14 protein-coding genes are annotated in these 12,443 nt (G+C 64.4%); 9 read left to right on the forward strand and 5 right to left on the reverse strand.

Annotated features, from left to right (window positions below):
* Positions 1 to 42 precede the first annotated feature (42 nt).
* A complete protein-coding gene (locus tag PCJ49_RS04480) occupies positions 43 to 822 on the forward strand; it encodes a siderophore-interacting protein (RefSeq protein ID WP_269909917.1) in 780 nt (259 codons plus the stop codon).
* Between the two features lie 12 nt (positions 823 to 834).
* On the opposite strand, the gene PCJ49_RS04485 is transcribed toward PCJ49_RS04480, so the two are convergent.
* Entirely contained in the window at positions 835 to 1,791 is a 957-nt protein-coding gene (locus tag PCJ49_RS04485; protein ID WP_269909918.1) for a hypothetical protein, read from the reverse strand.
* 231 nt (positions 1,792 to 2,022) lie between these two features.
* On the opposite strand from PCJ49_RS04485, the gene PCJ49_RS04490 reads away from it, so the two are divergent.
* The 7 genes from PCJ49_RS04490 to PCJ49_RS04520 all read left to right on the forward strand — a co-directional run bounded on the left by PCJ49_RS04490 (position 2,023) and on the right by PCJ49_RS04520 (position 8,278).
* Positions 2,023 to 2,847, forward strand: a complete 825-nt coding sequence (locus tag PCJ49_RS04490) for a hypothetical protein (RefSeq protein ID WP_269909919.1) — start codon at positions 2,023 to 2,025, stop codon at positions 2,845 to 2,847.
* Positions 2,848 to 2,863: 16 nt separating this feature from the next.
* A complete protein-coding gene (locus tag PCJ49_RS04495; RefSeq protein ID WP_089289606.1) occupies positions 2,864 to 3,169 on the forward strand; it encodes an STAS domain-containing protein in 306 nt (101 codons plus the stop codon).
* A gap of 21 nt (positions 3,170 to 3,190) precedes the next feature.
* Positions 3,191 to 3,934 (forward strand): ATP-binding protein, encoded by a 744-nt coding sequence (locus PCJ49_RS04500; RefSeq protein ID WP_269909920.1) that lies wholly within the window; start codon positions 3,191 to 3,193, stop codon positions 3,932 to 3,934.
* Positions 3,931 to 5,130, forward strand: coding sequence for a fused response regulator/phosphatase (locus PCJ49_RS04505; RefSeq protein ID WP_269909921.1), 1,200 nt, complete (start codon positions 3,931 to 3,933; stop codon positions 5,128 to 5,130). Before PCJ49_RS04500 ends, PCJ49_RS04505 begins: the two co-directional genes overlap by 4 nt.
* 3 nt (positions 5,131 to 5,133) lie before the next feature.
* On the forward strand, positions 5,134 to 5,478 hold the full coding sequence (locus PCJ49_RS04510) for a PilZ domain-containing protein (RefSeq protein WP_269909922.1): 345 nt from the start codon (positions 5,134 to 5,136) through the stop codon (positions 5,476 to 5,478).
* Between the two features lie 167 nt (positions 5,479 to 5,645).
* Positions 5,646 to 7,415 (forward strand): ABC transporter ATP-binding protein, encoded by a 1,770-nt coding sequence (locus tag PCJ49_RS04515; protein ID WP_269909923.1) that lies wholly within the window; start codon positions 5,646 to 5,648, stop codon positions 7,413 to 7,415.
* On the forward strand, positions 7,415 to 8,278 hold the full coding sequence (locus PCJ49_RS04520) for an alpha/beta hydrolase (protein WP_269909924.1): 864 nt from the start codon (positions 7,415 to 7,417) through the stop codon (positions 8,276 to 8,278). Before PCJ49_RS04515 ends, PCJ49_RS04520 begins: the two co-directional genes overlap by 1 nt.
* On the opposite strand, the gene PCJ49_RS04525 is transcribed toward PCJ49_RS04520, so the two are convergent.
* The 4 genes from PCJ49_RS04525 to PCJ49_RS04540 form a co-directional block, all read right to left on the reverse strand.
* Positions 8,262 to 9,863: a molybdopterin-binding/glycosyltransferase family 2 protein gene (locus PCJ49_RS04525; protein ID WP_269909925.1), complete on the reverse strand. Its 1,602-nt coding sequence runs from the start codon at positions 9,861 to 9,863 to the stop codon at positions 8,262 to 8,264. The two genes, PCJ49_RS04520 and PCJ49_RS04525, sit on opposite strands and share 17 nt — an antisense overlap.
* Positions 9,864 to 9,868: 5 nt before the next feature.
* Entirely contained in the window at positions 9,869 to 10,585 is a 717-nt protein-coding gene (locus PCJ49_RS04530; protein WP_269909926.1) for an XdhC family protein, read from the reverse strand.
* Entirely contained in the window at positions 10,582 to 10,914 is a 333-nt protein-coding gene (locus PCJ49_RS04535; protein ID WP_269909927.1) for an XdhC family protein, read from the reverse strand. Before PCJ49_RS04535 ends, PCJ49_RS04530 begins: the two co-directional genes overlap by 4 nt.
* A gap of 72 nt (positions 10,915 to 10,986) precedes the next feature.
* Entirely contained in the window at positions 10,987 to 11,850 is an 864-nt protein-coding gene (locus PCJ49_RS04540) for an ATP-binding protein (protein WP_269909928.1), read from the reverse strand.
* 221 nt (positions 11,851 to 12,071) lie between these two features.
* Here PCJ49_RS04540 and yajC point away from each other — a divergent pair, with 221 nt between their 5' ends.
* On the forward strand, positions 12,072 to 12,419 hold the full coding sequence (gene yajC, locus PCJ49_RS04545) for a preprotein translocase subunit YajC (protein ID WP_089289598.1): 348 nt from the start codon (positions 12,072 to 12,074) through the stop codon (positions 12,417 to 12,419).
* The last annotated feature ends 24 nt before the right edge of the window (positions 12,420 to 12,443 follow it).

Genomic DNA, 12,443 nt, shown 5'->3' on the forward strand with positions numbered 1-12,443 from the left:
TCGTTTGATCGTTACGTACATAAATTCAGGAAAGATCATATCATGGAAAATGCGAACGGGGATGAACGGACCCCACGCCGTGTGCGCCACGAATTGCGCTTCCGCCAGTTGCTGGTTTCCGCCGTCACCGACCTTACCCCTTCCATGCGCCGCATCACCCTGACGGGGCCGGAGTTGGAGGGATTCTACAGCCCCGGTTTTGACGATCATGTGAAGCTGTTCTTTCCCCGACCGGGTGAACCGGTGCCGGTGCGGCCGCCGGCGCCCGATGCAATGGCGGGGGAGGAAAAGCCGATCATGCGGGATTTCACCCCCCGCCATTACGATGCCGCCACCAACCAACTGGCCATTGATTTCGCCTTGCATGAAAGCGGCCCCGCCTCCGATTGGGCGCGGTCAGCGCAGCCGGGTGATCCGCTCAGCATCGGCGGGCCCCGCGGATCGATGCTGATTCCGCTGGCCTTCGACTGGCATCTGTTGGTGGGGGATGAAACAGCGCTGCCGGCGATTGCCCGGCGGCTGGAAGAATTGCCCGCTGGCGCCCGCGCCATCGTCGTGGCCGCCGTGGCGGGACCGGAAGATCAATTGCCCCTGACCAGTGCCGCCGATCTCAGCCTGCATTGGGTTCATCGGCCCCTGACGCAGGGTGACGATGCCGCCCCGTTCCTGACAGCCCTGGCCGGGCTGGATTTTCCGCCGGGCGCATGGTTCGGCTGGATTGCTGCCGAGGCTGGTGTCAGCCGTGCCGTGCGGGTCTGGCTGGAAACCGAACGCGCCGCGAACCCCGCCTGGTTGAAGGCCGCTGGCTATTGGGTGAAGTAAGGCCCACCCGCCTTACTCACCAGCGCCTGTCCGGCGGCGCAGGTTCCCCACTGTTTGCGGCGACACGCCCACCCGGCGGGCGATTTCCCGATCCGACAGGCTGGCGGTTTCCGGGTCCGTCAACATCCGCACCACCTCCTCGCGTCGCTCCGACGCGGTGCGGAAATGGCTGGGTTTGCCCTTATCCTCATCATTCTGTTCCACGGCCCCTTCCAGCCGGGCCAGATGGCGCAAATCCTCAAGCAAGGCTGCTTCCATCCAGCTGCCACGGCCGGCACGGGCCCGCCAATATTCAGCACGCGCCAGGGCATCCTGCGCCGTCTGCGCGCGCAGGCCATGTTCCATCAGCCGGCGAATGACAATCGCACGGGCATGGGCAGGCAGGTCCAGATGGGTCTGACCGTCATTGCCTTCCGCCCGATGCGGCACCAGTGCTGCCAGTTCCCGGTCCCGCCGTTCCCAATATTCCAGCTCCGCCAGGGCACCGGCAATGGTGGTGGGCAATGAATAGGCCGTTTCCACGGCGCGGCGGATATCGGGGGGCATATGCCGGGGCAGGCTGGCCGTCGTCCAGCCATCCAGGCTGCGGGTCCAGCGGTCCAACGGCGCTTCCTGTGGCCGGGCCCAGCGGGCCACGGCCGCGCGCAGCAGTTTTTCCCGGCTGCAGGGGGCCAATGCGGCCTCCCGGCTGCCATAGCGGGCGATGACCTGCGCCACCTCCATCGGTGCATCCCCCTGCCGGGGGGGTGGCGGGGAATGGCGCGGTTGCTGCTGATGGGGACGCGGCGGGGCCGGAGGGGGGGCGGGCGCTGCCGGCGCAGGGGCGAGACCGGAAACCAGATCAACCAGCCGCTTGCCCTCCCGGGCCAGCATCCGGCGCGCGGTTTCTATCGCGGTGGCCGCTTCCCCGGCATTGGCGCTGTCGGCCAATGCCAGAACCTTGGCCAGTTTCGCCACGTCCAACATCATGTCTCCGTCCATTTTGGACAAGCATAACGATTGTCAGTCGATTGTCCAGTTTGGACATTTTCACCGCAACCAGGGCTGAAGATTGAAGCAAAAGATCAGGTTGGCTGTTCGGCAATTGCTGGTGTTGCCCCATTGGTGGTAGCAATAGGTTAGCGGGAAAGCCCGGCCGGACGGGAAAGGTGTCGCCAGCGCACCTGACTGTTCTGACCCTCATGAGGAAGAGCGCGTATCTTGAACGAAATGGGCATCATCCGGGGCTTGTCGGAAGAAGAATACACAGCCCTGTTCGACCGAATCGCCGCGTCCCCTCAGGGTGTTGCCTTCCTGCGTGAACATGCCCGGCGTGCGGGCGAGACGGGGCAGGCGCAGCTTGATGTCGCCTTGCGCGAAATGCGCACCCTTTACAGCCAGCAGGCCAACCTTTATCAGACCGCCGGCCGTGCAGAGGCGCTGCGCGGTGAGTTGATGGAGATGGCGGCCTCCATCGAACAGGCCCGCCGGGAGATCGCGGCCCTGCGCCCGAAAGAGACGGGAAACAACCGACTCGACATCGCCACCAATGAGCTGGATGCCATCGTCTCCACCACGGAACGGGCCTCCATCGAAATTCTGCAATCGGCCGAACGTTTGATGGAAGTGGCCGGCCGGTTGAAGCGCGGCGGGGCTGATCCTGACCTTTGCGCCGATATCGAAAATGAAGTCACCAATATTTTCACCGCCTGTTCCTTCCAGGATCTGACGGGCCAGCGCACCAGCAAGGTGGTGAATGCGCTGCGCTATGTGGAACAGCGCGTCAATGCCATGATCGCCATCTGGAATATCGAAGGGGTGAAACCAACCACCCCGGAGGAGCCGGAGGATAAGCGGCCCGATGCCCATCTGCTGGGCGGGCCGCGATCCGATGGGGTGGACCAGAATGAGGTGGATGCGCTGATGTCCGGTTTTGCCACACCGGCACCGGCGGCAAAGCCTTCCCCGTCGCCAGCACCCGCAAGTGCTGTTGACGAACCGCCCAATCCGTTGGACCAATCTGAAATCGACAATCTGTTCGACTGAATCACGGAGACTTTCGATGGATTACGCCGTCCAGACCGCTGCCGACGGGTTACGCGTCACCCTCGCGGGCCGCATGACGCTGGTGGATCATGAGAAGTTCCGCGCTGTGGTGGAATCAATCGAGCGGATGCAGGGTGAACGCTGCGTGTTCGACCTCAGCGGGTTGGAATTCGTGGATAGTTCCGGCCTTGGCATGTTCCTGATTGCCCGTGATGTGGCCCTGCCGAAGAATGTGGAGATTGAGCTGTTCGGGGCACAGGAATCGGTGCGCCGCATTTTGCAGATCGCCAAATTCCAGACGCTTTTCCGCGTCACGCCTTGACCAGACGGGGAAACGCCAGCCGTGACCGCGCTGCCGCCAACCCCACCAGCAGGCTCTGACCGGCCGCCAGAAAGCGCCATCAATATTGGTGGTGATCTGGCGCCGGCGATGTTGCGGCGTATCGCGGTTCTGCATGGATTCGGCATTGCCCCGCCGGGCGCGCCCTGCACCATCATGATGACCTTGCGCGCCACGGATCGGGAGCTGCAGGCGTGCCTTGCCGGGGGCGCGCGGGGGTATGTGGAGGTGGAGAGCGATCTGGGTTTGCCGGCGCCCGCTCTGCGCGGCTTGGCCGCCCCTGATCGTCTGCATGTTTCGGTGACGACGGCCAGCTGTTTCAGCATGGCCATGCCCCCCATCCTGGGGGGGGAAATGATTGCGCGCGGCTGGCTGCGTCCGGACCGGGTGCATGATCTGGAGCTGTGCCTGCACGAAGCGGTCAGCAATGCCGTGGTGCATGGCAATCTGGGTATCCGCAACGGCCCCGGCGGCGACCGGGAGGCGTTTGACCGCTTCCATCGCGAAATTCACAGCCGCATGGCCATGCGGGACTATGCCCGCCGCCGCGTCTCCATTGATATCAGCAATGAGGCTGATCAGGCCGTGGTTGCCGTCAGTGACGAAGGGGAGGGATATCAGGCGGCAAGTCCGGATGTGGCACCGGATGCCAAATCGGGCCGGGGACTGCGTCTCCTGCGGGAGTTGGCCGATGCGGTGGATGTCACCGCCGGCGGCTCCCGTATCAGCATGATGTTCAAACGATGAGCGGTGGAGCGGATATCGAGAAGGGCGCCTTCCCCGGCGCACCCCGGCGGATTGCCTTTGGCGATTTCCGCGTGCTGATCGTGGATGACAGCCGGTTCAACCGGGAAATCCTCTCGCGCTTCATGCATTGGGTGGGCATTGGTGGCGTTGACTTCGCCACCAATGGCCAGGAAGGGCTGCAGCAGCTGGCGGCCCGTCATTATGATCTGGTGCTGCTGGATATCGACATGCCGGTGATGGATGGGCTGGCCATGTGCCGGCAGGTTCGCGCCAACCCGGCTTGGGCTGATTTGCCCGTTTTGATGCAGACATCCTCCCGCTCCGACCCGGCGGGGGTGAAGTGTTTTGAGGCTGGGGCATCGGATATTCTGGCCAAGCCGATCAATCCGGGTGAGTGCATGGCCCGGGTGCGGCTGCATCTGGAAAAGCAGTTTTTCTTCCGTAACCTGTCTGATTTCCATCGCCGGCTGCAAAGCGACCTGAAGCTGGCCCGCAACATGCAGCTGTCGCTGATCCCAGATCAGCGGGCGATTACGGCGGCCGGGCTGCGCCATGGCCTGTCCATCGAAGGGCGGTTTGAGCCGTCGGACGAATTGGGCGGCGATTTCTGGACCATGTTTGATCTGGATGAAAACCGGCTGGGCATTCTGGCCGCTGATTTCTCCGGCCATGGTATTTCCGCTGCCATCAATACATTTCGGTTCCATACGCTGATCGAGCGTATTCCCCCGCATGGGTACGAGCCGGCGGCCTGGCTGACCATGCTGAACCGGCCGCTGAAGGATTTGCTGCCGGTGGGGCAGTTTGCCACCTGCTTCTATGGCATCATCGACCGGGCCGCGGGCACGCTGCGTTACGCGGCGGCCGGTGCCCCCAGCCCTTTGCTTTATTACGCGGGCAAAAGCACCCTGCTGGATGCCAGCGGCCTGATGCTGGGCGTTTCCAACAATCCGCTGCTGACGGCCGATGAGGTGGCGTTCCCCCAGGGCGCCAGCCTGCTGGTCTATTCCGACGCCGTGACGGAGGCGGAGGATCGCAACGGCCATCTGTTGGGGGAAGAGGGGCTGTTGCGGCTGGTGGATGAAACCTTCGGTACCGATGAAAAGCGGCTTGCGCGTTTGCTCGCCGCCTTTGACACTGTGGTGCAGCGGCCCTTGGCCGATGATTTGACCGCCATCTGCATCAGCAGGCTGTAAGCCATGTCGGGAACCGGATTTTTCAGCGCCATCGCCGCCCTGGTGAAGCCGAACCGCCGCCGCTATGACCGCCGGCTGGTGTCGGCCCCCATCCATCTGCATGTCGGATCGGATCGGTTCGAATGCCGGATCAGCGATGTTTCCCCCTCCGGTGCCCTGCTGGCCGGGGCACCTTCCTTGCCGGTGGGCACGCTGCTGGTGCTGGAAGTGCCGGCGGTGGGGGTGCGGGCCGATGCCCGCGTGGTCCGCCAATCAGACCAGGGGATGGGGGTGGCCTTTACCAAGGAAGGGGTGGGGGCGATCATTGCCGGCTGGCTGCGGGGGCAGAGCCCGGTGGAACCGGCCTGACGGCGACGTGGAATGGCGGGTTTGCGCCGGTTCTCATTGCCGGATGCCCCCCATCCGTCAATATGCTAACTCTTCGCAGCCGGTGACGGGCATTACCGTTGCCCGGATTATCTGCCCGTTGATGGAAACAGCCCGCCTTGGCCACCCCGCCTTTATCCAAAATCATCGTGCCGCAGCCCGCGGATAACAAGCGCAGCCAGCCCACCTTCGTGCTGGTCCGTCGCCTGATGCGCACCTATCTCGGGCCGTACAAGCTGCGGCTGGCCATGGCCCTGGTGCTGATGGTGGCAGAGGCAGCCGGCACAGGCACCATCGCCCAGGGGCTGCAGCCCCTTCTGGATAAGGTATTTCAGCCGGATAACCATGGTTATCTGCTGCCCTTCGCCGGGTTGATCTTTCTGGCCTTTGTGGTGCGGGGCGGCGCCTCCTATGGCCATTCGGTCATGGTCAACCATGTCGGCCAGCGGGTGGTGGCGCGTATTCAGGGGCAGGTTTACAGCCACCTGATCCGGTCCGATCTGGCCTATCTGCATGGCCGCGCCTCTGGCGAGCTGATTTCGCATCTGGTCAATGATGTGAACCAGATGCGCATGGCGGTGTCGGAATGCCTGACCGGTATTGTCAATAATGCGCTGACCCTGATCGTGCTGATCGCGGTGATGTTTGAAAAGGACTGGTTGCTGGGCCTGATCGCCTTCACCGTTTTCCCCTTTTCCGGGCTTTTCCTGTCGCGGCTGGGTAAGCGGCTGCGCCGCATCGCCGCCCGTCAGCAGGCAGAGCTGGGCAATTTCTCCGCCGTATTGAGCCAGACCTTCCAGGGTGCCCGCCATGTGAAGGCCTATGGCATGGAGGCATATGAGGAAAAGCGCGTCGGCGTGACCATCGACCGGTTGCGCAAGCTGACGGCCAAAAGCTATCGCACCGCCGCGTCGACCATGCCGATCAATGAGGTTTTCAGCGGTGTGGCCGTGGTCGGCATCATCCTTTATGGCGGTTATACGATCGGCACGGGTGACAGCACAGCGGGCCAGTTGGTGGCCTTTATCGGCGCCTTCATGCTGGCCTTCCAGCCGATGAAGGCGCTGACCAAGCTGAATGCCCAGTTGCAGATGGGGCTGGCGGCGGCAGAGCGGGTGCTGGCGGTGCTGGATGCCAAGCCCGCCATCCAGGATCGGCCCGATGCCAAAACGCTGCCGGTCTCCATGCATGGTATCCGGCTGGATCAGGTGCGCTTTGGCTATGGTGAGGATACCGTTGCCCTGAATGGCATCGATATTGATATCCCGCCCGGCCGCACCGTGGCCCTGGTGGGTGCCTCCGGTTCTGGCAAGACCACTGTGTTGAACCTGATTCCACGTTTTTACGATGTGGATGCGGGGCGGGTGCTGGTGGGCGGACAGGATATACGCGATGTCACGCTGGCCAGCCTGCGGGCCAATATCGCCCTGGTCAGCCAGGAAACGGCCCTGTTCGATGATACGATCCGCGCCAATATCGCCTATGGCCGCCCTGGCGCGTCAGAGGCAGAGGTGGAACAGGCCGCCCGCGATGCGGCGGCCCATGATTTCATCATCCAACTGCCCCAGGGCTATGACACGGTGGTGGGCGAACAGGGGCTGAAACTGTCCGGCGGCCAGCGCCAGCGGATTGCCATTGCCCGCGCCATGCTGAAGAACGCCCCCATCCTGCTGCTGGATGAGGCGACATCGGCCCTGGACAGTGAATCCGAACGGGCCATCCAGGATGCGTTGCGGCGGTTGCAGGCCGGGCGCACCACCATGGTCATCGCCCACCGGCTGTCCACCATCATTGATGCCGACCGTATCTATGTGATGGACAGAGGCAAGGTGGTGGAACAGGGCACGCATGAGGAGCTGCTGGCGACCGGTGGTGCCTATGCCCGCTATTACGCCCTGCAGGCGGGGCTGGAGGGCTGATGGGCTGGTTGCTGGCGATCCTGGCGCTGTTGTATGTCGCCTTTCTCGCCATGCTGACCCTACAGCAGGAAAAGTTGATCTTCCGGCCGCACCGGGGCCGTGTGAGCCCATCCGATTGGGGACTGGCTGATTTTCGCGTGGTACAGGCCGGCACGGCCGATGGCTTGGCGTTGGATTGCTGGTATCGCCCGGCCGATGGGCTGACCAAGCCCACGATCGCCTTGTTTCCCGGCAATGCCGGCCATCCCGGCTTGCGGGCGGACAAGGCGCGGGCGCTGGCCGATGCCGGCTATGGCGTGCTGATCGCCGGATATCGCGGCTATGCCGGCAATGAGGGGGAACCGTCGGAAAAGGGGCTGATGGCTGACGGGCGGGCCGCGCTGGATTTCCTGGTCGGGCAGGGGGTGTCGGGCCGAAAGCTGGTGATCTGGGGCGAAAGCCTGGGAACCGGCATCGCCGTGCCACTGGCCGTCGAACGCGGGCTGGCCGCCCTGATCCTGGAGGCACCTTTCACCAGCCTGTCGGATGTTGCGGCCCAGCGATACCCATTCATACCGGTGCGCGCCCTGCTGCGTCACCCTTTCAACAGTGCGGCTTTCATGGCGGAGGTGCACGCCCCGGTGTTGATCCTGCATGGCCGCGCCGACCGCACCATCCCGGTGGCGTTGGGGGAGGCGCTGGAGGCATTGGCGACCACCACGGTCACCGCTTGGCGCCCGGCAGCGGGCGCCCATACCGATCTGATGGCCCATGGCGCCATGGCGCAGGTGCTGGCCTTCCTGGGTGGCGAGGCGGGAAAGCCCTCACCGGTGGAGATGGAACAGGTTCGCAGCGGTGGCCGGTCGCTTATCGTTCGCCCGTAAGCGCGATCAGGTCGGCCAGCGCTTCGGGCGTATCCGCATCGCGCAGCACGCCGTCATGATCCATCGGCACGTCACAGATGGCGGTGGCGTGGCGCAGCAACAGGTCACGGGCGCCCCTGTCACCGCTCAAACCCTGCATTTCCGGCAGATAGGTGCTGTTCCACAGAATGGGGTTGCCGCGCTGCCCGCCATGGCTGGGCACGCAGATGCCGCGCCCATCGGCGGGGGAGAAGGCGGCGATCAGCCGATCAATATCCGCCGCCCTCACCAGCGGCATGTCCCCCAGCAGCACCATCACCCCATCCAGGTCGGCGGGCAGGCTGGCCAGCCCGGCTTTCAGGCTGGCGCTCATCCCCGCCGCATGATCGGCGGCATGGGTGATGTGGAGCGGCTGGCCGTCCAGCATCGCCCGTACCGCCGCATCATCATGGCCCGTCACCAGCGTCAGCCCGGATAACTGAGACGCGGCCGCCGCATCCACCACATGGCGCAGCAGGGGCTTGCCCTGCAAAGGCAGCAACAATTTATTTTTCTGGCCCATGCGCCGGCTGCTGCCGGCGGCCAGGATCAGCCCATGGATGCGCGGCTGCCGGGCACCCACGGCGCGGGGCACCGGGCGTTCCGCCACCTCTGCCAGCAGGCCGCCGACCCCCATCGCCATGATATCGTCCGGTGCCACATCCAATCCCGCACCGAACCGCCAGAGCAGCCAATCCACCCCATTCAGTTTGGGGGAGCGGGCACAGCCGGGCAGGCCCAATACCGGCTTGCCCTGCCGTTCCCCCAACATCAACAGATTGCCAGGATCAACCGGCATCCCCAGATGGCGCACGGTGCCACCCGCCTGTTCCAGCGCCAGCGGGATGACATCGCGCCGGTCGGTAATGGCCGAGGCACCCACGATCAACAGCAGATCGGCCCTGTTCGCCGCCAGCACAGCGGCCAGGGCCGTTTCCTCGTGCGCCACCCGCTGTTCCCAGGCCAAGCCGGCGCCAATCCCCGCCAGCCGCTGCGCCAGCACGGCCCTTGTCTTGTCCAGCACGCCGGGCTTGGTGCCGGGCAGCAGCGTCTGCACCAGCCCCACCGACAGGCCAGCCCAGGGGGAAAGCCGGATCGACGGTTCCCCCAGAACCTGTTCCACCTGCGAAATGATGCTTTCAGGGACAGCGAAGGGGATGATTTTCACCGTCGCCACCATCTGCCCCGCCACCACCGGCGTGAAGGGGGGCAGGGTGGCGATGGTCACCCCTTCATCAATCCGGTTTGCCCGGTCAATCACCGCCCGGTCCAGCACCAGCAAACCATCGCTGGCCGCGAACAGATTGACCCGGCCGGTAAAGGCTGCCCCCTGCGTCAGTCCGGGCCCGGCCAGCGGCTGGCCAACGCGGGTGGCGGCCCGGTCTTCCACCACATCATCGGGTTCCAATTGGGCGACAATGATCATTTCGATACCGGATGCAATGATCCGGTCCCGGTCCGCCACCGTCAGCACATGACCCTTGCGCAGGCGTTGATCGGGCAATGACAGCGCATGGGCCAGGATATGGCCAGCCGCCATAAGGGTCGGTACGGAACCGAAACGCATCCACCTTATTCCTTCGCCGCCTTCTGGCGCGGGCCGCGCCGCTGCAGCACCATGTCCGCCAGAATGGAAAGGGCGATTTCCTGCGGGCTGACGGCCCCGATATCCAGCCCGACCGGCCCCCGGATGCGGGCGAAATCCGCCGCTGTCACCCCATCGGCCAACAGCCGTTCGCGGCGGCTGGCATGGCTTTTCCGGCTACCCAGGGCACCGATATAGAAGGCGGGAGTGGCAAGGGCGGCCTTCAGGGCCGGATCGTCGAATTTGGGATCATGGCTGAGCGTCACGATGGCGCTGCGTGCATCGGGCTGCAAGGTCGCCAGCGCCTCATCCGGCCATTCCGGCACCAGGTCGATGTCGGGAAACCGCGCCGGCGTGGCAAAGGCCGCACGCGGGTCGATCACCACCACCTGATATCCGGCCAGCCGCGCCGCCGGGGCCAATGCCTGGGCCAGATGCACCGCACCGATGATGAACAGCCGCAAAGGCGGGGCGAAGATATTGATGAAGAAGCGGCCCTCATAGAATTCCACCATGCCTCTGCGATCATGGCGGATGGCATCCAGCACCTGGGGCAGGAATTCATCCTCCAGCCCCACATCGCCCTGCTGCCGCCCATCGCCGCCCACCAGGGTCTGGAAGCCGGTGCCCATATCGGTGACCAGGGCGACCGCCTGGCCGGCCTGCTGGGCCCGGCGCAGCGCCTCGAATACACGGCGTTTCATGTTACCGGCTCCAGATAGATCTCCAGCTTGCCGCCACAGGCCAGACCCACTTCCCAGGCCATGTCATTGCTGATGCCGAAGGAGAGCAGGCGCGGCTCCCCCTCCTGCATCACCTTTTCCGCCTGAAGCGCCACCGCCCCTTCGATACAGCCGCCGGAAACCGATCCGGCCATGGCGCCGTCCCCGGCAATGGCCATCAGGCTGCCGACCGGGCGGGGGGCGGAACCCCAGGTGCCGATAACGGTGGCCAGCGCCACCGGTTTGCCCGCCGCCAGCCAGTCGGCGGCCTGCTGCAAGATCAGGGCGTTATCCGCCGCCAGCGTACTCATGATGCAGCCTCCGACCCTTCGGGGGAAATGTGGGTGCCACAGATGGGGATTTTATCGGAAAGGCCCAGCGGCTCAACCCAGGCGCCGGCCCTGGCTTCCTGCCAGCTCCTGAATCAATTGCCAAGCGACGCGGCCCGACCGGTTGCCGCGTGTGACCGACCATTCCACGGCAGCGGCGTGCAATTCCTCCACCGGGATGCTCAGGCCATAGGCGGCGGCATAGCCCTCGATCATGGCGAAGAACGTATCCTGATCGCAGGAATGGAAGCCCAGCCACAGGCCGAACCGGTCGGACAGGCTGATCTTCTCCTCCACCGCCTCCGCTGGGTTGATGGCCGTCGAGCGTTCATTTTCGATCATGTCGCGCGGCATCAGATGCCGGCGGTTGGAGGTGGCGTAGAGCAGCACATTTTCCGGCCGTCCCTCGATCCCGCCTTCCAGCATGGCTTTCAGGGATTTGTACTGGCCGTCATCGGTGCCGAACGAGAGGTCATCACAGAAAAGCAGGAAGCGGCGGTCGCTGGCGCGCAGCACATCCAGCAGCTTGGGCAGGGTGGGAATATCCTCCCGGTGGATTTCCACCAACACCAGAAGGCCCGGCGCATCACGGTTGATGCGGGCATGGATGGATTTCACCAGGGAGCTTTTGCCCATGCCGCGCGCTCCCCACAGCAGGGCATTGTTGGCCGGCAGGCCACGGGCGAAGCGCTGGGTGTTTTCCAGCAATTGCTGGCGCTGCCGGTTGATGCCCTGCAACAGTTCCAGCTCCACGAAGGACACCTTTTCCACCGGCACCAGGGCCAGTTCCGCCGCGCGCCAGACAAAGGCGTCGGCCGCCGCCAGATCAGCGCGCGGCGTGGCGGGCGGGGCCAGCCGGTCCAGCGCGTCGGCAATGCGGGACAGGATCGGCAGCAACGGATGGGAAGTGTCGGTCATGGTCATGCGTCTGTCGCGGTTTTCGGGCAAGATGGGGGCTTGCGGGCGGCAAGCGCCCACCCCAATTGTGCGGGGCCGGAACGGTAGCATGTGGAAGCGGCCATCAAACCCGGTTCAGCCGCATGGCTGGGGTGAGTTTCGGTTGCAACCCGCCCGTCCCCTTGTATAGTCCCCGCGTCTGGCGTTTCGCCTGAAAAGATCCGTCCTTTGAGGAGCAGTTGATGTTCATTTCCACGGCCTATGCCCAGGCTGCCGCAGCCCCGACCGATGGGGGCGGGATGCAACAGTTGATGTCGCTGGCGCCGCTGGTGCTGATTTTCGTCGTCTTCTATTTCCTGCTGATCCGTCCGCAGCAGAAGAAGATGAAGGAACATAAGTCGATGCTGGACGCCCTGCGCCGGGGCGACAAGGTCGTCACTGGCGGCGGCATTGTCGGCACCGTCATCAAGGTGGGTACCGATGATGATGTGACGGTGGAAATCGCCGAGGGCGTGCGCGTCCGCGTCATGCGCGGCACCATCACCAGCGTGCTGAGCAAGACCGAGCCGGTGAAGGGCGACGACAAGTAATATCATCGCTTGTTGTGCCTGAAA

The organism is Niveispirillum sp. BGYR6 (assembly GCF_027568365.1).
Classification (GTDB): Bacteria; Pseudomonadota; Alphaproteobacteria; order Azospirillales; family Azospirillaceae; genus Niveispirillum.

Coding starts and splice junctions, on each gene's coding strand:
- PCJ49_RS04510 (WP_269909922.1), top strand. CDS start 5,134: ATGTCGGGAACCGGATTTTTCAGCGCCATCGCCGCCCTGGTGAAGCCG.
- PCJ49_RS04485 (WP_269909918.1), bottom strand. CDS start 1,791: ATGATGTTGGACGTGGCGAAACTGGCCAAGGTTCTGGCATTGGCCGAC.
- yajC (WP_089289598.1), top strand. CDS start 12,072: ATGTTCATTTCCACGGCCTATGCCCAGGCTGCCGCAGCCCCGACCGAT.
- PCJ49_RS04535 (WP_269909927.1), bottom strand. CDS start 10,914: ATGAGTACGCTGGCGGCGGATAACGCCCTGATCTTGCAGCAGGCCGCC.
- PCJ49_RS04480 (WP_269909917.1), top strand. CDS start 43: ATGGAAAATGCGAACGGGGATGAACGGACCCCACGCCGTGTGCGCCAC.
- PCJ49_RS04495 (WP_089289606.1), top strand. CDS start 2,864: ATGGATTACGCCGTCCAGACCGCTGCCGACGGGTTACGCGTCACCCTC.
- PCJ49_RS04505 (WP_269909921.1), top strand. CDS start 3,931: ATGAGCGGTGGAGCGGATATCGAGAAGGGCGCCTTCCCCGGCGCACCC.
- PCJ49_RS04520 (WP_269909924.1), top strand. CDS start 7,415: ATGGGCTGGTTGCTGGCGATCCTGGCGCTGTTGTATGTCGCCTTTCTC.
- PCJ49_RS04525 (WP_269909925.1), bottom strand. CDS start 9,863: ATGCGTTTCGGTTCCGTACCGACCCTTATGGCGGCTGGCCATATCCTG.
- PCJ49_RS04540 (WP_269909928.1), bottom strand. CDS start 11,850: ATGACCGACACTTCCCATCCGTTGCTGCCGATCCTGTCCCGCATTGCC.
- PCJ49_RS04530 (WP_269909926.1), bottom strand. CDS start 10,585: ATGAAACGCCGTGTATTCGAGGCGCTGCGCCGGGCCCAGCAGGCCGGC.